The organism is Vibrio rhodolitus (assembly GCF_003350325.1).
GTDB lineage: Bacteria > Pseudomonadota > Gammaproteobacteria > Enterobacterales > Vibrionaceae > Vibrio > Vibrio rhodolitus.
In genome coordinates this window covers 76,091-97,891 of the sequence record NZ_QLYZ01000018.1, presented here as the reverse complement: position 1 = coordinate 97,891, position 21,801 = coordinate 76,091, and the positions used below count along the sequence as shown (strand labels likewise).

Here is a 21,801-nt window from a genome sequence, read left to right as displayed (position 1 = left end):
TTCCAGAATAATCAGCAATTTTTTCACTCCCTTTTTTTGTCTAAGATCAAGATATTTTTTTTTCGTTGTGGTTAACAAAGAACCGAATCAAAAACCGTATTTTCCTACAGTCACGCCACGCCTAATTTCATCGGTTAGTATTCACTTACTGTTTTTTTTTAATTAACTAGTTATCCACAGGAACTGCAAGATCTTGAGCTTGAAAATACCCCTCGATAGCACTATCTTGTAACCCGCAGAGACAAAGACCCCTATATCTTGTGTTTGCACTATAATTAACAAATAGATTTTGATCACAAAGCCGAATATTAATTTACAACAATTACACAAAAATACGGCTTTCATCAGTTTTGTTAGGGAAATGAAGCAGAATGAAACAACAACTCACTGTCACAAAGCGTGATGGCCGAAAAGAGACTATTGACCTAGAGAAAATCCACCGCGTGATTACGTGGGCAGCAGAAGGTCTAAACAACGTTTCGGTATCACTTGTAGAACTTAAAGCTCACATCCAGTTCTACGATGGCATTACTACATCCGACATTCACGAGACTATCATCAAGTCTGCCGCTGACCTGATATCTGAAGAAACGCCAGATTATCAATACTTAGCAGCGCGCTTGGCGGTATTCCACCTACGCAAGAAAGCATATGGTCAATACGAGCCGCCTAAGCTGTTCGACCATGTTTCTCGCTTAGTTGAAATGGGTAAGTATGACCACCACATTCTTGAAGATTACACCAAGGCTGAATTAGAAGAGCTAGACTCATACATTCAGCACGACCGTGATCTTGATTTCTCGTACGCGGCAGTAAAGCAGCTTGAAGGTAAATACTTCGTGCAAAACCGCGTGTCTGGTGAAATCTACGAAAGTGCGCAGTTCCTATATATTCTTGTATCAGCATGTCTATTCGCGAAATACCCGAAAGAGACACGTCTTGATTACATCAAACGTTTTTACGACGCAACTTCGACATTTAAGATTTCTCTACCTACACCAATCATGTCTGGTGTACGTACTCCTACTCGTCAGTTCAGCTCATGTGTTCTGATCGAATGTGGTGATAGCTTAGATTCAATCAACGCAACGGCTAGCTCGATTGTGCGTTATGTTTCTCAACGTGCTGGTATCGGTATCAACGCAGGCCGTATTCGTGCACTAGGTTCTGAGATCCGTGGCGGTGAAGCTTTCCACACTGGTTGTATCCCGTTCTACAAATACTTCCAAACAGCAGTAAAATGTTGTTCGCAAGGTGGTGTTCGTGGTGGCGCAGCGACTGTGTTCTACCCTATGTGGCACGGTGAAGCGCGTTCGCTACTTGTACTTAAAAACAACCGCGGCGTTGAAGAAAACCGTGTTCGTCATATGGACTACGGTGTACAGCTAAACAAACTGATGTACCAACGTTTAGTGGAAGGTGGCAACATCACACTATTCTCACCATCAGATGTACCAGGGCTTTACGATGCATTCTTCGAGAACCAAGCTGAGTTCGAACGTCTGTACGTGAAATACGAAAACGATCCTTCAGTTAAGAAAGAAACCGTTAAAGCAATTGAAATGTTCTCTTTGCTAATGCAAGAGCGCGCTTCAACTGGTCGTATCTACATTCAGAACGTTGACCACTGTAACACACACAGTCCATTCGACTGTGAAGTTGCGCCAGTACGTCAATCAAACCTATGTCTTGAAATCGCACTACCAACTAAACCATTGGTTAACGTTGAAGACGATTCAGGTGAGATCGCGCTATGTACGCTTTCAGCGTTCAACCTAGGTGCAATCAACGAACTTGATGATCTGAAAGAGCTATCTGAGCTTGTGGTCCGTGCCCTAGATGCACTACTAGACTACCAAGACTACCCGCTTCCAGCGGCGTACAAGTCAACCATGAACCGCCGTACTCTTGGTGTCGGTGTGATTAACTTTGCTTACTACTTAGCGAAGCATGGCGTGAAATACTCTGATGGTAGCGCAAATGGTCTAACGCACCGTACATTTGAAGCGATTCAGTACCACCTATTGAAAGCGTCTGTTGAACTGGCGAAAGAACAAGGTAAGTGTCCGCTGTTCAATGAAACGAACTACGCGAAAGGTCTACTGCCGATCGACACTTACAAGAAAGATATCGACCTGATCTGTGACGAACCACTGCACTACGATTGGGATGAGCTTCGTAAAGAGATCATGGAACATGGTCTACGTAACTCGACACTGACTGCGCTAATGCCTTCTGAGACCTCATCTCAGATTTCAAACGCAACCAACGGTATCGAGCCGCCACGTGGCTACGTTTCGGTTAAAGCGTCTAAAGACGGTATCTTGAAACAGGTTGTGCCTGATTTTGTTAACCTAAAAGACAACTATGAGTTGCTATGGAACATCGGTTCAAACGATGGGTACTTGCACCTAGTTGGTATTATGCAGAAGTTCGTCGACCAAGCTATTTCAGCGAACACGAACTACGACCCAAGCAGCTTTGAAAGTGGCAAAGTGCCAATGACTAAGTTGCTAAAAGACCTGCTGACTGCGTACAAGTTTGGTGTGAAAACACTGTACTACCATAACACGCGTGATGGCGCGAAAGACGATCAGAAAGACGCAGTTCAACCTGCTGATGACGATTGCGCAGGCGGCGGTTGTAAGATCTAATTTAGGTCTGAAGTCGACAACACTTTTCTTTAACGAACATTCGCCCCTTGAGCTTCGAGGGGCTTAAAAGGAATTGAGGCATCATGGCTTACAGTACTTTTAACCAAAACAAAAATGACCAACTAAAAGAACCAATGTTCCTTGGTCAATCGGTTAACGTAGCGCGTTACGACCAACAAAAATTTGAGATCTTTGAAAAGCTAATCGAGAAACAACTTTCTTTCTTCTGGCGTCCAGAAGAAGTGGATGTATCAAGCGACCGAATCGATTACAACAAGCTTCCAGATCATGAAAAGCACATTTTCATCTCGAACTTGAAATACCAAACACTGTTGGATTCTATCCAAGGTCGTAGCCCGAACGTTGCCCTACTCCCTCTAGTATCACTACCAGAGCTAGAAACGTGGATTGAGACTTGGTCATTCTCTGAGACAATTCACTCACGTTCATACACGCACATTATTCGTAACATCGTTAACGATCCTGGTATCGTATTCGATGACATCGTTGAGAACGAGCACATCCTAAAGCGTGCTAAAGACATTGCTCATTACTACGATGACCTCATTCAAATGACCAATGACTACCACCGCCTAGGCGAAGGTACGCACATGATTGGCGGCGAAGAAGTTAAGATCAGCCTATACGATCTGAAAAAGAAACTTTACGTATGTCTAATGTCAGTCAACGCACTAGAAGCGATTCGTTTCTACGTAAGTTTTGCATGTTCATTTGCCTTTGCAGAACGTGAACTGATGGAAGGTAACGCGAAAATCATCAAGCTAATCGCTCGTGATGAAGCGCTGCACCTTACTGGCACACAGCACATGATCAACTTGCTGCGTAACGGTCAAGATGACTTCTCATTCATGCAAGTTGCTGAAGAGTGTAAGCAAGAGTGTTTTGATCTATTCAAAGAAGCGGCTGAGCAAGAAAAAGAGTGGGCAGAATACCTATTCAAAGATGGCTCGATGATCGGTCTTAACAAAGATATTCTATGCCAATACGTTGAATACATTACTAACGTACGTATGCAAGCGGTTGGTCTACCAGCGGCTTACCCAGAAGCAACGTCTAACCCGATCCCTTGGATCAACGCTTGGTTGTCTTCAGACAACGTACAGGTTGCGCCTCAGGAAGCGGAAATTTCATCTTACCTAGTAGGTCAGATTGAAAGTGACGTTAAAGCAGATGACTTTAAGGACTTCGAACTTTAATGCCTAGCGTCAAAATCAACGGAATCGTCAATATCGCTTCTAACCCAAGCAACACTCTATTGGAGACGATGGAGCAAGCAGGCTTGGAAGTGGAATACAACTGCCGAGACGGTCACTGTGGCGCCTGTCGCTGCAAGCTTAAGTCTGGTGATGTCGAATACGTTGGTTTTGCGATGGCTTATACTCAAGCAGACGAAATCTTACCTTGTATTACCCTTGCCAAGAGTGATGTTGAACTCGAAGATGTGGTGTATAAACTCAAAGAGAAACGCGCTTAATCGAAGCTAGAAATTGACAAGTTAGAAAGTAAAAAGACCAGTCAACTGACTGGTCTTTTTGTCTTTAAAATCAATAACAAGAGTAGCTAACACTCAATGCGCTTAGGCGTCATTTAAACAAGTGCCTGAGAGCAATTGGTCTGCAGTTCCCATTGAAATGGCTTTGCCCGCAATTTCTCGACCATCGTCGTCAAATAGAGATAAACGAAACCCCATCCCTTGATTTGATTGATCTTCTTCTGGTGTGCGGCGCCAGAGTGAATGCACGTCGTAGTGGCTGGAATTAAATGCCTCGCCTAAGACTACTTTTTGACTCGCTACTTGATACCAAACCAAAATTTTAGACTGCTGAAACATACCACCCTCCTTGTGCGTTTCTGCTCAGAACTTTTAGTTTAAGATCAATTGAGCAAAGATCATGTGTCAATTTAGAGAAATTTAAAATTTCCCTAAATTGCAATGACTTAGCACTTAGAAGATTTTCATATAAGCAAGGCGATCTAAATCAAACAGTGAATTTACCTTTTGCAGGATCAACCGATAATACTGCGAGGTACGTGCATTTCCTTCTCACGTTTCAACGAGCTGTAGCTAGCAAACATCGTCTTTTGCGATAAGTAGCGACGCAGCATATCAACGCAAACTGTGGTGATCAGCGTCTGTTGATCTTCTCGAGTAAAGCGTCGGTTAAAGGTTAGCACTTGTCCCCACTCACCCTCTGGAGTTGCCAAGGCAACGGTAAATGAGTTGTCGATTAAGCGCCCAGACACAAGAGCAATATCAGTCGCACATTTATCTTTCGTCGCACCCGCCAATGCCAGTGTTTCCGCGAGCACATCACCATTTTCTGCGCCTATGGCAACTTGGCTTCCTAGAACCCAACCGTGACCACAGTATGCTTGTGCATCTGGATTAGCATGTAGCCAATTAGCCAAACTACCATGTGTTGATCTTTCCGCCAGAGAGATTGACTGCTTACGCTCTGCAATCAATTGACCGACATACTCATTCATCGGTTGATCAATGCTGACCACATTCGGCTCAATCAATTTGAAGATAAGCTGCATTAACTTAAGACGGGTATCGAGATCACCTTTCGGCCCGAATAATTTTACTTCAATAAAAGGCAAATAAGAGCGGTAGCCCAACTGGTAACCATCAGGCAATTGAAGCTTGTCTAGGGTATCAGAAAGTCCAGATTCTGAGGTGCCAAAGGTATATAGTTTTCCGCAATCAAGCCCTGCAACTTCGCTGTAGCTACGCTGCAAGTCTGGAATGATCTGCTCACTCACCATGCGCTTAAACTCGCTTGGTACACCCGGAGTAAAATAGAACACACAATCGTTGATCAGCATTTTAAAGCCACAAGCGGTACCTATTGGATTGTCGATAAGTACCGAGCCTTTAGGTAGCATGGCTTGTTTGCGGTTGCTTTCCGGCATTTTCATGCCACGTGCCATAAAAAACTGCTGTAAACGTTCCATCCAAACAGGCGAAAGCTCTAACTCTACTTCTGCTGCAGACGCGGCAGCTTCGGTACTTAAATCATCACTGGTTGGTCCCAAGCCGCCGTTGACAACAACGACATCGCTATTAAAGCTGAGCATCAATAACTCTTCAACCAAACCACTAAAGGTATCGCCAACGGTCGAGCGTTTCGTTAAGGGGAAACCATGTTGGAAGAATCTCTCCGACAACCATGATGCATTCGTATCGACGATATCACCGTGCAATACTTCTTCGCCTGTGCTTAACATTGCGATTTTCAACATACTTTTCCTTTCACAAAAAACTGTCGTGTGTCTAGATTTCCTAAATCAATCAAGTGATTTCAAATTGATTTACTACACTAGCTACTAAAGGATTCAACAATTTTGTGTTCATTTAATGACTGCTGTGGCGCTACTCACCGTGGCTAAAGACACAAAAAATAACATCGGAGCGACTTGTGCTAAATACACGTATTACCGCTGTGGCTTTTTCCCTGGCAATATCGGCTAACGCAGTTTGCCAAGAAACCTTTTCCTGGCAAGGTGAATCTTTTGAAAACCACAGTGTAATCAGTCCTGAGCCTCGCTTCTACTCTTTTCAAGACTTTCACGCACTAGGTCACGATGAAACGCGACTTTCTCTTGATCTGGAGTCGACTCCGCGTTACTTGCAGATATCCACTGAGCCGGATTTTGATTATCTCAAAGAGCAAACCTATACCATTCTAGGTCTTAGTGTCGTTACGGTTGGGCTAATGACACTCTTACCAGAGTCTGTGACCAAATGGGACGATGACGATCGCAGCTTCTCAAACCTTGGGAAAAAGTGGAAGGATAATGTCAGTGAGGGACCAGTTTGGGATCGTGATCAGCACTTTCTTAACTATATTATGCACCCCTACTTTGGTGGCGTTTATTACACCGCGGCACGTCATGCCGGGTACGACGAGTTTGACTCTTTTCTTTACTCTGCTTTTCTATCGACTTTTTTCTGGGAATACGGCGTGGAAGCCTTTGCCGAAGTCCCCTCTTGGCAGGACTTGTTTATCACACCGTTTTTTGGTTCGGTGGTTGGTGAACTTATGTTTGAAGCCGAGCAAGATATTGTCGCCGGAGGCGGTGAAGTATGGGGCTCAAAGTCGATGGGTAGTGTCACTCTCTTCTTTCTTAACCCTGTTGGACATATTCATGGCTGGGTAACCGATGCATGGGGCGGAGATGCAAGTTTGCAGTACAGCAGCACACCATGGTTTGGCAATCAAGAAGCCGCCCAATTTGCTCTCGATGCTGGCGCGGAATATGACCGTGTTTTTTATGGCGTGGAACTAGAAATCTCTTTTTAAAATCTAGAGTTGGATAACGTGCTCTATTTTGTGCTCGACGTTTGATTCTTAAGGTAACGCTAATAAATTAGGTCAAAAAATTGACTTAGATCAAACCATATAGACTCACGAGTTCTACACTGAACTTAAAGCAAAACAAAATTTAGTATCTGATTTTGCTTTGTTCCTTTGTCCTTCGCATGCATTCAGGAGGCATCATATGACGACCACATTCATCGTAAATTTTGTCGGAAAAGCATCACCTTCCACAATAAAAAAACTCGCCGCCGTTACCCATGAAAATGGTGGTAAATGGCTGATCAGTAAAGTGAACTTTATTGAAGATCAAGTTGCTGCTGTTATTAAGGTCGAACTGCCTAGTGAGAATGCCGAGCTAGTTAAACAAGCATTCAAAGATCAACCCAACCTTTTGGTTGAAGTGATTGATTCTGATGCGCATCAGCACTGCGCTGATACCATCTTCCAGATTCGCCTTGATGCCAATGACCGTGCGGGTATCGTCAATGAGATCACCCACCTACTTGATAATCAAGGTATCGATGTTCTTGATATGGATTGCCAACGCGTATTTATTGCTGGCGGTGGTGGTGTTAGTTCAAGTCTGTTTACTTCACAAATCGCGCTGCGCTTACCGAAAGAGATCCAGATTAGTGACGTGGTTAAAGAGTTAGAGTCACTCAGTGAAGATACACGCGTGGTACTCCAGCAATAAACGATACGACTCTCATTTAGGTGATTGTTGAAACAGCAAAGCCCGCATTCAATGCGGGCTTTGTCATATTGTATGGCTAGGTAACTTCTAACTTACGCTCCACTGAGATAGCGAGCGCTTAAAGTCGGAATAATCAAACTCGTTAAGCTTTTCCACCTCGCCACTGGTGCGCTGGCAGTAAACTGCTGGCATGCGCAGCCCGTTAAACCAGTTGAGCTTCACCATGGTGTAACCAGCACTGTCGAGAATATGTAATCTCTGACCAATTTCTAGTGGCTGCGTAAAGCTCGCCTCACAGAATTGATCGCCTGCCAGACACGAACATGAACCAATCACATATTGATGCTCGCCATTCTCATCAGCTTCAAGAATCGATGCCGGCTCATTGTAGATAAGCGTATCAAGGCGATGGGCTTCTGTGGCTGAATCGACAATCGCGGTCTTTTTCACGTTCTCAACAATATCGACTACCGTTACCACCAAGTCGGTGGTTTTGGTAATGATCGCTTCCCCCGGCTCAAGGTACATTTGTACGCCGTGCTTTTCAGAAAAAGCTTTCAGTGCAAGACCTAGCTTTTCGATGTCGTAGCCTTGCCACGTAAAAAATACCCCACCGCCCATGCTAACCCAATCAAGCTTATCGAGATAGTCGCCAAACTGCTCAGAAATTGCGTCGAGTAACGCAATAAACGCATCGACATCTTTGTTCTCACAGTTCATATGGAACATCACGCCATCAATTGAGTCGAATATCTCGGGCTTAATATGATCCGCTTGAACGCCAAGGCGCGAGAATTGACGCGCCGGATTAGCCAAATCTTGACCGGCGTAACTCACTCCCGGATTGAGACGTAAACCAATTGATGCTTTGCCCTCAACGATATGACGATAAGCGTTAAGTTGCGATTGCGAGTTGAAAATCATCTTGTCGCAAATATCGACCACTTCACGCACATCATCTTCGCTATAGCCAACGCTGTAGGCATGCGTTTCACCACCAAAGGTTTCATAACCGAGCTTCACCTCAAACGGACCTGAACTCGTAGTGCCATCAAGGTATGGTCTGAGAATGTCAAACACACCCCAAGTTGAAAAACACTTGAGTGCCAACACCAGTTTCACCCCTGAAATCTCTTTAAGCTGTTTTGCCTTTTCAAGGTTCTCAATCAACTTATCTTCGTTGATCATAAAATAAGGCGTTTTTAATTCACTATGCTGCATACAAACCTTTTCTTACTGCGGATTGTGCTCTTGCTAAACTTTGTCATTCCGGAGCCTGCCGTAGGTACAAGTCCGGAATCTCTCAGTTAGACGAGATTTCGCATCACGCTCGTTACTCATGATGCGAAATGACAAGTCTTTACTTCAATTTATGGATAACAGGTTGACCCGGCTCAAGCTCTTGAACATGCCAATCAAGACCAATAGCCGGCATAGTTGCTAAGAACGGATCTGGGTCTAGTTGTTCCATATTGAACACCCCCTTGTCCGCCCACTCACCACGGAAGAACTGCAGCGCAGCAGTGATCGCTGGAACACCAGTGGTGTAAGAAATCGCTTGATGCTCTACATCTTCATACGCAACTTCATGGTCGGCGTTGTTGTAAATAAATACACTACGCGGCTTGCCGTCTTTATGACCTTGCACCCAAGTACCAATACAGGTTTTACCGGTATAACCTGGTGCAAGTGACGTTGGATCTGGTAGCAATGCTTTGAGTACATGCAGTGGTTGTACGACAGTACCATCATGCAAAGTTAACGGGTCTGGGCTCAACAAACCGATGTCACGCATAACATTGAAGTAATTTAGGTAGCGATCACCAAAGCCCATCCAAAACTCAATGCGCTTCGCTGGAATAAACTCTTGCATTGAGCGCACCTCATCGTGTGCCATTGAGTAAACTTTATGGCTACCACAATTTGGGAAATCAAACTCTAACATACGTGAGTGACATGGCACTTGTTTCCACTGCCCCTCTTCCCAGTAGAAAGAGTCACCTTGGATCTCAAGCATATTGGTTTCTGGGTCAAAGTTTGTCGCAAACTTCTTACCATGATCGCCAGCGTTTACATCCATTACGTCAATGGTGTCGATTTCATCAAATAGATGTTTTACCGCGTAAGCAGCAAATACCGAAACCACACCAGGATCAAAACCCGCCCCCAAAATACCCGTGATGCCCGCTTGCTCGAACTTCTCACGATAGCCCCATTGCCAATCGTAAGCTTGTGGCACTTGCTGACCTTCGCTACACAAGTCCACTGCCACCGATGTATCTAAGTAAGACACTTTCGCTTGGTAGCAAGCTTCCATAATTGAGATGTTAACCCAAGGAGGACCAGCGTTAATCACTAAGTCAGGCTGAACTTCGTTAATTAGAGCAACCAGTGCCTCGACGTCGTCAGCATTGACTGCGCGCGCCTGAAGTTTCTTCGAAGGATCTTTAAGATTATTTTTCTTATCAATCGATTCGATGATCTTCTCACACTTAGCCAGTGTGCGTGATGCAATCGTGATATCGCCCAACACATCGTTGTTTTGCGCCGCTTTATGCGCGACGACCCAACCAACACCACCAGCACCAATTTGTAGAATTGCCATAGTTTTCCATTACCTCTATTTAACTAGCTCAGCCGCTAGAGATTTGACTTCATTGAGTAAAGATTCGAAATCTGAAATCTTTAAACACGGGTTCAAAATTGTGAATTTCAATGCAGACTTACCTGCAACAACCGTCTCGCCCAGTACTGCAATTCCGCGCGTTAACGCTTCGAGTCTTAGCGATTGGTTTAAACTGTCTAAATCCGTGACATGGGGATTGACTGTACGGAACAACACTGTAGTCAGCGAGGGCTCCGCCAGTAGTTCGAATTCATCATGATTTCGAACCAAATCAGCAACCTGCTGAGTCTGCTCAATCAGGTGGTCGTACATATTACCCAACGATTGAGGACCAACACTTTGCATGGTCATAAACACTTTTAGTGCATCAAAACGCTTGGTTGTGGCGATGGATTTGTCGACCAAATTCGGCAGCTCATCGTGCTCACGATTGAGATAATCGGCGTGATGCAATAAGTATTTGAAGTTAACTTTCTCTTTTAGCAGTAACGCGCCACAACTGATGGTTTGGAAAAACAGCTTGTGAAAATCAACGCTAAGAGAATCGGCTTGTTCGATGCCAACTAAACGATGTTTGTGTTGGCTCAGAATCAACGCGCCACCGTACGCAGCATCAACATGGAACCAAAGCTGATGGTGTTTCGCGACATCCGCAATTGCCGCAAGATTATCAATCGCACCATGATCGGTGGTACCTGCGGTTCCGACTACCGCAAAAGGAAGCAAACCTTGCTCTTTAAGAGAGATGATCTCCGCTTCAAGTGCGGCGGTTTTTATTGTGCCGTTGTCCTCGCAGTCAACGCAGCTCACCGCGTTTTCGCCCAATCCAAGTAGAGAAGCGGATTTCTGAACGGTGAAGTGCGATTTCTTCGAACACAAGATGCGCAGCTTGCTGGCAAATTCAGGCAAACCTTGCTTTTGAATCGAGTACCCAGCGAGCCTGTCGGCAATCCAGTCGCGCGCGAGCAGTAGCCCCATTAAGTTACTTTGCGTGCCGCCACTGGTAAAAATGCCATCCGAATTGCTGCCAAGTTGGTACTTATCGCACATCCAGTCGACCACTCGCTGCTCAACATACGTCGCAGCAGAGGCTTGATCCCATGAATCCATCGACTGGTTGAGCGCCGCAATCATCGCTTCTGCGACAACCGAAGGCATCAACGGTGGTGTATGCAAATGCGCGATACAGTTTGGGTGCTGAACAATAATCGAGTTTTTGGCAACCAATTCAGCAGTATCGTTGATAACTTTAGTCAGGCTTTGCTGCTGATTATCCAGATCAACCGCTTTAATTGCATGCTCAAGCAATTTAGGTTCAACACCCGAATATGGCGCATCAATTTGTTCAAACACTTGCTTCATGGCAGAAGTGGTTTGGTTCATCACTTTGGCAAATTGATCACTGCCTTGCGCCCCAGTATGGATAAAATGCTCGCGCCAGCTATCTTGCGGGTTTACGGCGACATGATTACCACCAGCAACTAGAATCGCCTCTTCTAGTACGCGCAAAGCAAAATCGAGCTGCTCGTAAGAGATGATAAGTGGCGGAAGGAAGCGGATTACCGAGCCATCTCTGCCACCTTTTTCAACAATTAAGCCACGCTCTAAAGCCGCGCGTTGAATGCGTAGCGTCAGTTCGCCATCAGACGCTGGCTCAGCAAACTTATTTCGCTCACCTTTGGGTTTACAAATCTCAACGCCAAGCATCAACCCCATGCCACGCACGTCAGCAATACAATCAACGCGCTTTTGAATCGCTTCCAAGCCATGGCGCAAGTATTGTCCAGCGACATATGCATGCTGCACTAAGCGGTCACGCACAATAATCTCGAGCGCTTTAGCGCCTGAAATCATTGCCAGTTGATTACCGCGGAAAGTACCGGTGTGCTCGCCCGGCAGCCAAGTGTCGTACTGCTTATTGATCACCAGCAGCGACATAGGTAAACCGCCACCAATCGCTTTAGACAAGCAAAGGATGTCTGGTTGAATACCCGACTCTTCATAAGCAAAGTGGTAACCAGTTTTACCCACACCACATTGAATCTCATCAAAGATCAGTAAGATGCCGTGCTCATCGCAAATGCGGCGAAGCTCTCTAAGCCAAAACGCTGGTGCGGGAACCACGCCCCCCTCGCCTTGCACTGGCTCTACAATCATTGCCGCTGGCTTCATAATACCCGCTTCATCATCCGCTAACAGGCGCTCGATGTAGCGAATACCTGCTTTAGCGCCTTCTTCGCCACCAAGACCGAATGGGCAACGCAGATCATAGGGAAAGGGCATAAAGTGCACATCAGACATCAGACCGGTGCGGCGGGCTTTGGTATTGAGGTTGCCCATCATACCCATGGTGCCATTGGTCATCCCATGGTATGCACCGCGAAAGGCGAACATGGTATTGCGACCTGTGGTTTGTTTAGCAAGTTTGATTGCCGCTTCCACGGCATCAGCCCCTGATGGACCACAAAATTGAATCGCAGAATTATCAGCAAGCTCTTGTGGAATAAAGCTTCTCACTCGCTGAATGAAGGTGTTTTTCGCTTGAGTCGTAATATCAAGCGTTTGGTATGGCAGTCCTGAATCTAACTGCTCTTTTAAAGCTTGGTTGATCTCAGGGTGATTATAGCCAAGCGCTAAAGTGCCAGCTCCGGCTAAACAGTCTAAATAGATTTGACCTCGGGTATCTTCAACTAACGCACCAAAAGCTTGTTTGATAGCAATAGGTAAACGACGTGGATAAGATCGAACTTGAGACTCATGTTGCTCTTGCTCCAATAGAGCATCGTCTAAAGTAAGATCATAAACCCCTTCCACGTGAGGAATTTGGGTAGAAAAATAGGATGCGATATTCTCAGTATCGACTTCAAAGGCTGTGCTCATGATTATTCCCTTGAAATGTAACCTCTCGATCACCTGCCAGTAAGCAAGATATAACAGTGCTTTCGCATACGACAGGCGTGCGAAATCCGTCCCATCAAACTGATGGGTTACATGTCAAAAAGAGGGATCAAGGCTCAGTAATGCTGCTGTTTTGAAGCACAGGGCATTTTGGTAGAACAAAGCTGATTTGTGTGTGTAAGTTATGTGGTTTCAATGTTGGGTTTCCCATTCACATGTCGCCGCCGCGACATCAGTATCCCGTCTATCGATAAAGGATTTATCGATACCTACCCTACGAGTGATCACTCAGCCCGAATGCTCACTCGCGTATCCCCCAGAATTATCTCCGAGATTGCGCGCGAAATTATCATAAATAGACATTTATTGGCAATGGTTTTTCACAATTCTAACAATATTGGTGTTCATTATTAATCATCACACCAATAACTGTAATATTCACCACCGATTTAAATATGCAACACCATCTAAATTGTTAATACACCCCAGAGCCGTGTTGCGCACTGGCTTTACTCAGTCTCAAAGCACTGGCGCACGTTTTGAGTGTGGCAAGTGATTAACACCACTAAATCGCATTTGCTGGCTACAAACTTCATTGTTGAGTTACAAGTCATTTAATTTTCTCATTTTTAGTACTTTAAAATTTCTACTTTTCAAAACCCTCAACTAGTCTTTAGTTAAGTAATACATCTATTTACCCAAACCAAAAACATCCGTCTCTTGTCAATTTGCATCGCATAGGGAGAGTATCGTGAGAATAACAACGACAATACTGGTTGGCGGTCTGTTAGCTAGTAATTATCTGAATGCTCAGACATTAGAGCAGGCTGTTGCGATTACTTTGAAAAATAATCCAGAGATAAAGCAGTCTTATAATGAATACCAAAGCGCGGTTAAAGAGCATGATGCTGCCGGTGGTGCTTATCTTCCCAGCATCGACTTAGATGCGGGTATCGGTTACGAGGGCATTGATCCTGCCGATTCGACCGGACGAGACGATACAGACCTAACCCGAAAGGAAGCGACGTTAAGCCTCACTCAGCTAATCTGGGACGGTAACGCCACCATTAATGACATTAGCCGCACCGGCGCTGATGCCGAATCGATAAGACTGCAACTTATCTCTGATGCGTCAGACATGGCATTGCAGGTCACCCAAGTCTATCTTGATGCCGTAAAGGCCACCGAAGTGCTTGCCCTATCGGAAAGCAACCTCGCGGTGCACAAAGAAATCTACCGCGACATTAAAAAGCGTGCCGATTCTGGTATTGGCTCCACAGCTGATGTTACTCAAGTCGAAGCGCGTATCGCGAAAGCGCATGGTAATCTGCTTGCGGCGCAAAACAACCTTATCGACACTCACACTCAGTTTCGCCGTCTCGTTGGACAAGAGCCACTAGGCTTAACTTACCCAAGAGCAGACATTTCCAAACTGCCCCTGTCTCTGACCGAAGCGATTGACGAAGCATACGAGAAACACCCAGTGATCAAGGTGGCGAAAGTCGATGTCGATGCCGCACGCTATCAATATAAGCAGTCAAAAGGCAACTTCTACCCAACCCTTTCTATCGAAGCGAGTCAGTCTTGGCGAGATGATGCCGGTGGCGATGAGGGTCGCAGCGAAGAGACATTAGCCATGCTGAGACTGCGCTATAACCTTTATAACGGTGGCAGTGATAGTGACTTGTCAGAACGTGCTGCTTACCAACTCAACAAAGCCAAAGACTTGCGTGATAACACTTATCGTCAAGTTGAAGAAAGTCTGCGCCTATCATGGAGTGCGCTTGATTTAACCTTGCAGCAAAAGAACTTTCTAGCGGACCACGTTGATTCAGCATCAGAAACCGTTATTGCCTATGAAAAGCAATATCGTATCGGTAAACGAACGCTACTTGATCTACTCAACACAGAGAATGAGCTGTTCCAAGCACGAAAAGACTACCTAGATGCTCACTACGCTGAACAGTACGCAAAATATCGTGTGATGAACGCCACGGGCAACTTGCTCGATGCGCTGTTAGTTGAAATCCCTACAGAATGGACTGAGAAGGTGGACTACTAATGAACAAATCACAAAGCTTAATACCACTTTTATTGGCGATGTCAGTCACCTCCTTAGCTTTCGCTGAAGAGGAGAATGATGAGTATGAATACATAGAAACGCCAGTAGCCGAACAGATAGCAGATCTTATTGATGACGATAGTGATGGCGTCGTTAACGCTCGTGACCTGTGTATCAGCACTCCTGAGGGTTCGCTAATTGATAACGATGGGTGCGGAATTATCGTAGAAACCGAAGATGAAATGCAGTTAAGAATCCTCTTTGCCAATGATTCTTCCACAATAGAACCCGTATTTGAGACGCAAATTCGCAATATGTCTGATTTCCTCAAGCGTTTCCCTGAAACCGCTATTGAAGTGCAAGGCTACGCTAGTGCAGTGGGTTCACCTGAGTACAATCTCGCGCTTTCTAAACGTCGCGCGGTAGCGGTCGAGCAAGAATTACTGGGCAACGGTATAACTCCAGATAGGGTCACTATTGTGGGCTATGGTGAAACCAATCTAGAAGCGAGTGGCGACGACGAGCTGTCTCACGCGAAAAACCGTAAGGTCACAGCTACGGTTGTCGGTTATGACGAAGAGCCAGTTAAGGAGTGGACTATCTTCAGCATTATCGAGAAATAACGCTCAAGACTTTGTTTATATCGAAACTGCGAATCCCAACACTATGTATAGAAAAACAAAACGCCTCGGTTGAACCGAGGCGTTTTTTATTTTCACATTGATTGAATGTCTTTCGATTACTTGTTTTTCGGCAACGATATATGCAGCAAGAAGTAACCTAGAATCGCAGCAGTCGTTGACCCCATCAAGATACCCAAGCGCGCATAGGTATCAAACTCAACGTTTGTCTGACCAAATGCTAGCGATGAGATAAAGATCGACATGGTAAAGCCGATACCACACAACACAGAAACCGCGAAGATGTGGAACATGGTGATCCCTTCAGGGAGCTTGGCAATACCCGACTTAACGGCCACCCAACTGAAGCTGAAGATACCCAGTGGCTTACCCACTAACAGACCCAGTGCAATACCAAGCGGCAGCATAGAAGTTAGACCTTCCATCGATACACCTTCCAGTGAGATACCTGCGTTAGCAAATGCAAATAGAGGAAGAATACCGAAGGCTACGTATGGGTGTAGCGCATGCTCCATATGTTTAAGCGGAGAATGCTCACCTTTCTTACCTTTAAGTGGAATAGCAAAACCAATCACAACACCAGCAAGCGTTGCGTGAACGCCTGACTTAAGCACTGCTACCCAAAGAATCGCACCCACAATCATGTATGGTAGGAGTTTGGTCACTTTACGCGAGTTCAAGATAAACAGGGCAGCTGTCATGGCAAAACCAATTGCCAATGCTGTGGTTGATAGATCACCCGAATAGAACAGAGCGATAATAACAACAACGCCTAGGTCATCAATAATAGCCAAAGCAAGCAGGAAGACTTTCAAGCTCACTGGCACGCGGCTGCCAAGCAGCGCCATAATACCTAGCGCAAAAGCAATGTCTGTTGCAGCGGGAATCGCCCAGCCTTGGATCGCCATTGGGTCATTAAAGTTAAATGCCAAGTAGACTAATGCTGGTGCTAGCATACCGCCTACAGCAGCGATCGCTGGGAAGATTGCGGTTTCTCGAGATTTCAACGCGCCTTCAAGCAGTTCACGTTTAACTTCCAAACCAATCAACAAAAAGAAGATCGCCATCAAGCCGTCGTTGATCCAGTGGGATACCGACATGCCAAGCACATAGCTATGCAAAAATGCTTGATAGGTTTCGTTTAATGGTGAATTAGCAATAGTCATTGCAATTGCTGCAGCAATGACCAACAACACGCCTCCTGCTGATTCCATCTTAAAGAAGTCGCGAATGATATCACTCATGTGATCGTCCTTATATTTATTATCTTAACGATTAACGAAGAATAACTTTGAGTGTATAGCTATCCTTAAATTTGTAAAAATCGCTTGTTTGGAGTTTATACATCGGAAATTCCGAAACAAACGAGCAAATTGAACGCATATTCCTTAGCATTCTATTTTAGTTAAAAGTGTTAACGTGCTACAACTCCCTGCTATACAACAGTTTTACTTGATATTATCTGTTCAAAGGATAGGAAACATAGAAATATTTCACAAATGGATTACATAGTGAAATTCTCACAATGTGAGATTTGCAAGTCTTGGTTAGTAACCCGCTAACTGCATAAAACCAAAACTTTTATGGCTGCCAGTGGTCGAAATCGGACCTTCCCAGTAAGGTAAAACAAACGGTAGCCACATGTTTGCGTTTTGAACTTGGGTATTCAAATTGATCCCATGCTTAGGAATACTGATCAACCAATTAAGTGGAATTTGTTTTTGTCCGGCTAACACACTGGTTTTTACTGGTGTGATAATGATGTCTGATTGCGGGATCGAGATAACCTTGCCAGAACTGGTCGACATTGTCGCAACAACATGGTCGGGCGCATCATGGTAGCGGTAATGATGAATCGACAAAGTGGTTTGATGATCAAGATGGAATACAAACCAATCCCAGCCTCTTTGCGTCACATCAAGCAGACCACTGCCCCACTCTTTGCTCATCCAAGCTTCGCCTTCAATTTCTAGCGACTTGTTACCATCTAACGTCAGTTTACCCGCCACCTGAATAAAAGGTGCGGTGAGATTATGCGACGCCAGTTTATTGTGTTCACCTTTGCTGATATAGCCTTTATTTCCTGGCAGAACATACGGGCCTAGCGCCACGCTATCGAGAGTCAACGCCAGTTTATCGGTCTCAACTTGCAGCTGTCCGGGAAATGGTGTGCGACCAAGTGAGCTCCAAGACCAGTTATCAATCCAGACTTTGAAAGGGGCTTTTTCCACTCCAGCTTGTCCAATTCCGCCGCGCGCGATACGCTGCTCACGCCATACTTTGTGATCGTTAGACACGACGATGTGAGACAAAAACAACTGAGAATTTTGCCAGCCTGGAACTTCTTGTGGATTTTTCGAGATACGGAAAAAACTCCACTGAATGCCGTAACGCACGCCCTGCTCGTCTTTCACGTTGGCGAAAAAGTGCCACCAACCATGTTGGAAACTCGGGTCTAAAGGAATGTCACGAGGGATCGCAACCGGTTTATCCGGTGAAACTGGGGTAAACTCTTTGGTCTTCTGGTTGAACAGCAAGTTCGCCTGCGTATCAATAGTGTTAACATGCAAACGATCATTTTGCCCAATGCCGCTGTTAAAGAGCGTCAGCGCAAGCACCAAAACCACCGCTGCCACAACTAGCAAGCGTTTTGTGTAAGATTTTTTGGTTGGCTTTCGCTTCATTTACAACGCGTCTCTTAAAGATTTCATCGGCGTATTGCGTACCAAACGCAGCACTGGCATTGCACCTGCTATAACAAGTGAGGCCATCGCCAAGATGATAGTATTCATGTATTCATTTGGAATAAATTGCAGTTCAAGCGTCCAGCCAAATGATTGTTTAATGACAATATCGACCACCAAATGAGCCAAGGCTAAACCTAATGGCATCGCGACAATAATTGCAATCGCGCCAAAGACAAACAACTGCAAGCTGCCCATCATGATCAACTCTTTACCAGACATGCCTAAACAGCGCAGCAAAGAGATATGTCTTTGTCGCGCAACTTCGCCTGCAACAGTTGAGAAGAAGATCCCGAACACAGCGATCACCAAGGTTATGCTGCCAAGGGTGTCCGCAATCGAGAATGTCCGGTCAAATACATACATCGCTTGTCGATGAATACTGCCGTTATCGAAAATGCGTTCAGAGCTTAATCTAAAGACGGACTCCATACGACGTTTAAGCCCTTCAGGGTTAACGCCGTCTTGTAAAACCGCGCCTAAAGCCACTGTGCCGCTACCAGCAAAGTTATATAACCAATTGCGATGTGACATCAGCACCTGATTGTAAGGGTTACCATAGTCATAGTAGACACCAACAACCTGCCAACCCTGTCCTGCTTTACCATATAGATTGATGTAATCGCCCGGACGAATGTTCTGTTTCAGCGCCATTGACTCACTGACCATCACGCCTTTCGAGTGGTGCAAATGGTACCAGTAATTCGGCACACCTAACTTCACCGTCAGCGCTTCTAGCTCACCTTCCGACGCACCTGTACTGACGATTTGTAGTGAACCTTTTGGCGTGGTGGTCTCTTTCTCCCAGCGCCACCATACGGAATTCACCTCTGGCTGTTTAGAAAGCCAAGAGCTCAAACGCGCAGCAGAACTGCTGTTGGGATGAATGTAGAGATCGGCAGCCAAACGCTGACTCAACCATTTATCGGTGGTGTCGCGGAAACTACCAACCATGGTCTCGATACCGATGTTTGCCGCCATCGCCAGCATAAATGCCATCGTCGCCACACCGCGATAGCTCATACTCGCAGCGGCATCCGAAAAGAACCAGCGCACTTTTACCCAGCGCATAGAGTAACTAAAGCTGGTAAACAAGCGCCAAATTAAAAACGGCGTAAACAGCGCCACGCTAAGCAGCATTAAACCAATGATGGCGAAGCCAGATTCTTGCGATTGTGGCGCTTGATAAATAGCAATGGCTGCTACGGCGAGCGCGCAAGCAATCAATGCTTGAATCGAAAACTCGGTGCCAGTGAAACGCAGCAGCGATAAACGCTTAGTCAATCGAATCGGCTGTGAGCGCAGTAAGCGTACCAAAGGCCAGGCACAAGACGCGAACGCACCAATCATCGCCATCGCTAAACTGTAACCGCTCGATGCAAAACTCCAGTGAATCGACAAACCAACATTTGCGTTATAAAGATCTTCTAAACTCGCTGACACGCTTGGAATAAGCTGGTTTGCAAGCAAAATACCAAACACGTTGCCGCATAGCCAACTGACAAAAACGAGTACGACCAACTCAAGCAATAAGGCTTGCGTTAATTGCCAACCTGAAACGCCAGTCTGACGCAAAATACCGACTAGCGGTTGGCGCTGTGTCAATGAGAGTGACATGGCTTGATAGAAAATAAACAAGCCCACTAGGAATGCCATCATCCCCATTGCGCTCAAATTCATGTGAAAAGCCTGCGTTAATGACTCTAATTCAGCTTGCGAGCTGCGCACTAAAGACAAACCATGCGGCAAGTTTTGCTTCAGCTGTTCCAATTTCTCTTCTGGCATTTCTGCACAAGCAATAGAAGAAATACCTGAGCCTTTCGCCAGCATACGCACCAACGCCATATCGGCAATAATGCGGGTACCGTTAAGGCGGTTCTCTTTTTCAATGCGTACAGGTCCCAGCTCTTGCCCATCGGCTAAACGAATGGTGCCACCATCTTGCCAACGCATATAGTTCGCTAAGTCTTGGCTAACCAAAATCGGATATGGCGCTTTCATGATGCCAAGCGAGTTGATGGTTTTGAGAGAGACATTTTTCTCAATCGACAACATGGCGACCGGATCGATTCCTACCAAGGTTAGATCAAGTTTCTTCGCTGTGGTGAGGTTAATCGCATTGAAAGGCGCGCACTGGGTATAACCATCGCGGCGCAATTGAATATAGTAACCCTGCGGAATATGATTAACAGCATGCTTAGGACGAATGCGGTATGGCAGAGGGTTAGAGAACAGTTTCTCACCATGCTGATAGCTGGTACGCGCATGCTCATTGATCGCGGTTACGCCAACTAATAAGGATACGCCAAGTGTAAGACCGAGCCAGACAAGAAGGATTTGAAAAGGGTAACGTCTGTAATGGCCAAGTAATGCTTTAACTACGGGCCATAACATGCAGCTGTCCTCCTTGAAGACGGATGCGCCCTTCCATGTGTAAAGCCACTTTTTCACTGTGAGTAACCAACAATAGCGTACACTCTAACTGACGAGTAAGCGTGGTTAGAAGACGCATAACGGCTTCTGCGTTACGCTCATCCAAGCTACCGGTTGGTTCATCTGCCAATAGCAGTTTTGGTTCCATATACAGCGCGCGAGCAATCGCCGCACGCTGCTGCTGACCACCTGAGACTTCTTCCGGGTAACGACCAAGTAAAGGCATTAAATCAAGCGCTGAAAGGATTTGACGCCATAAGCCTTGATCTTCCGGTAAGCCTTTTAACTGACGACAAAAGCGAATGTTGTCGGCGATATTCAGTGTAGGTAGTAAATTGAATTGCTGGAAGATAAGACCAATATTGTTACGGCGATAAGCGGTGCGGTTACTCTCTGACTCTTTACTCATCAAAAAATGAGGAAATTCAATTTCACCTTCATCAACCACATCTAAACCGGCGATCAAGTTGAGCAAGGTACTCTTACCCGACCCACTCTCGCCCATCAATGCGATCTGTTGACCTTGCGATAGTGTTAACTCAGCACCTTGTAAAACTGGGTGAAATTCACCACCGTCTACATAGCCCTTACATAGGTCTGTTAGTCGTAACATTTATCGCTCGCCATTAAAAAATTAGGAGTGTGAATCTACACTAATTCACGCCTAGTAGGAAGCATTTTGGACGACAGATCACAGTACATG

General features: G+C 45.5%; 16 protein-coding genes. 7 read left to right on the top strand and 9 right to left on the bottom strand.

The genetic code is table 11. From position 1 onward, the window contains the following. The first annotated feature begins 371 nt into the window (after window positions 1-371). From nrdA to yfaE, 3 genes are all read left to right on the top strand, one after another. Complete coding sequence (gene nrdA / locus DPF93_RS16130; protein ID WP_114767142.1) at window positions 372-2,654, top strand: class 1a ribonucleoside-diphosphate reductase subunit alpha; 2,283 nt, start codon at window positions 372-374, stop codon at window positions 2,652-2,654. A gap of 83 nt (window positions 2,655-2,737) precedes the next feature. Continuing rightward, window positions 2,738-3,871, top strand: a complete 1,134-nt coding sequence (gene nrdB, locus DPF93_RS16125; protein ID WP_075649642.1) for a class Ia ribonucleoside-diphosphate reductase subunit beta — start codon at window positions 2,738-2,740, stop codon at window positions 3,869-3,871. Further along, entirely contained in the window at window positions 3,871-4,149 is a 279-nt protein-coding gene (gene yfaE, locus DPF93_RS16120; protein WP_114767141.1) for a class I ribonucleotide reductase maintenance protein YfaE, read from the top strand. The genes nrdB and yfaE overlap by 1 nt, the downstream gene beginning before the upstream one ends. 102 nt (window positions 4,150-4,251) lie before the next feature. On the opposite strand, the gene DPF93_RS16115 is transcribed toward yfaE, so the two are convergent. Continuing rightward, entirely contained in the window at window positions 4,252-4,506 is a 255-nt protein-coding gene (locus tag DPF93_RS16115) for a 30S ribosomal protein S6 modification protein (protein ID WP_114767140.1), read from the bottom strand. Window positions 4,507-4,682: 176 nt separating this feature from the next. Beyond that, window positions 4,683-5,921: a CinA family nicotinamide mononucleotide deamidase-related protein gene (locus DPF93_RS16110; protein ID WP_114767139.1), complete on the bottom strand. Its 1,239-nt coding sequence runs from the start codon at window positions 5,919-5,921 to the stop codon at window positions 4,683-4,685. Between the two features lie 176 nt (window positions 5,922-6,097). Here DPF93_RS16110 and DPF93_RS16105 point away from each other — a divergent pair, with 176 nt between their 5' ends. Together DPF93_RS16105 and DPF93_RS16100 are read left to right on the top strand one after the other, a co-directional pair. After that, window positions 6,098-6,982: a DUF3943 domain-containing protein gene (locus tag DPF93_RS16105; RefSeq protein WP_114767138.1), complete on the top strand. Its 885-nt coding sequence runs from the start codon at window positions 6,098-6,100 to the stop codon at window positions 6,980-6,982. A gap of 199 nt (window positions 6,983-7,181) precedes the next feature. Then, window positions 7,182-7,694, top strand: coding sequence for a glycine cleavage system transcriptional repressor (locus DPF93_RS16100; protein ID WP_114767137.1), 513 nt, complete (start codon window positions 7,182-7,184; stop codon window positions 7,692-7,694). Window positions 7,695-7,781: 87 nt separating this feature from the next. Here DPF93_RS16100 and nspC read toward each other — a convergent pair whose 3' ends face one another. The 3 genes from nspC to DPF93_RS16085 form a co-directional block, all read right to left on the bottom strand. Then, complete coding sequence (nspC, locus tag DPF93_RS16095) at window positions 7,782-8,915, bottom strand: carboxynorspermidine decarboxylase (protein WP_114767136.1); 1,134 nt, start codon at window positions 8,913-8,915, stop codon at window positions 7,782-7,784. A gap of 139 nt (window positions 8,916-9,054) precedes the next feature. Continuing rightward, window positions 9,055-10,299, bottom strand: coding sequence for a carboxynorspermidine synthase (locus DPF93_RS16090; protein ID WP_114767135.1), 1,245 nt, complete (start codon window positions 10,297-10,299; stop codon window positions 9,055-9,057). A gap of 15 nt (window positions 10,300-10,314) precedes the next feature. Beyond that, window positions 10,315-13,200 (bottom strand): pyridoxal phosphate-dependent class III aminotransferase, encoded by a 2,886-nt coding sequence (locus tag DPF93_RS16085; protein ID WP_114767134.1) that lies wholly within the window; start codon window positions 13,198-13,200, stop codon window positions 10,315-10,317. Window positions 13,201-13,969: 769 nt separating this feature from the next. Between DPF93_RS16085 and DPF93_RS16080 the strand changes: the two genes are divergently transcribed. Beyond that, a complete protein-coding gene (locus DPF93_RS16080; RefSeq protein WP_244204746.1) occupies window positions 13,970-15,280 on the top strand; it encodes a TolC family outer membrane protein in 1,311 nt (436 codons plus the stop codon). Further along, window positions 15,280-15,903 (top strand): OmpA family protein, encoded by a 624-nt coding sequence (locus DPF93_RS16075; protein ID WP_114767132.1) that lies wholly within the window; start codon window positions 15,280-15,282, stop codon window positions 15,901-15,903. Before DPF93_RS16080 ends, DPF93_RS16075 begins: the two co-directional genes overlap by 1 nt. Before the next feature lie 116 nt (window positions 15,904-16,019). Here DPF93_RS16075 and nhaA read toward each other — a convergent pair whose 3' ends face one another. From nhaA to DPF93_RS16055, 4 genes are all read right to left on the bottom strand, one after another. Further along, window positions 16,020-17,165 (bottom strand): Na+/H+ antiporter NhaA, encoded by a 1,146-nt coding sequence (gene nhaA, locus DPF93_RS16070; RefSeq protein WP_114767131.1) that lies wholly within the window; start codon window positions 17,163-17,165, stop codon window positions 16,020-16,022. 303 nt (window positions 17,166-17,468) lie between these two features. Beyond that, a complete protein-coding gene (locus tag DPF93_RS16065; RefSeq protein WP_114767130.1) occupies window positions 17,469-18,605 on the bottom strand; it encodes a lipocalin-like domain-containing protein in 1,137 nt (378 codons plus the stop codon). Continuing rightward, window positions 18,606-21,059 (bottom strand): ABC transporter permease, encoded by a 2,454-nt coding sequence (locus tag DPF93_RS16060; RefSeq protein ID WP_114767129.1) that lies wholly within the window; start codon window positions 21,057-21,059, stop codon window positions 18,606-18,608. Continuing rightward, window positions 21,040-21,711, bottom strand: a complete 672-nt coding sequence (locus DPF93_RS16055) for an ABC transporter ATP-binding protein (protein ID WP_114767128.1) — start codon at window positions 21,709-21,711, stop codon at window positions 21,040-21,042. The genes DPF93_RS16060 and DPF93_RS16055 overlap by 20 nt, the downstream gene beginning before the upstream one ends. Window positions 21,712-21,801: the final 90 nt, after the last annotated feature.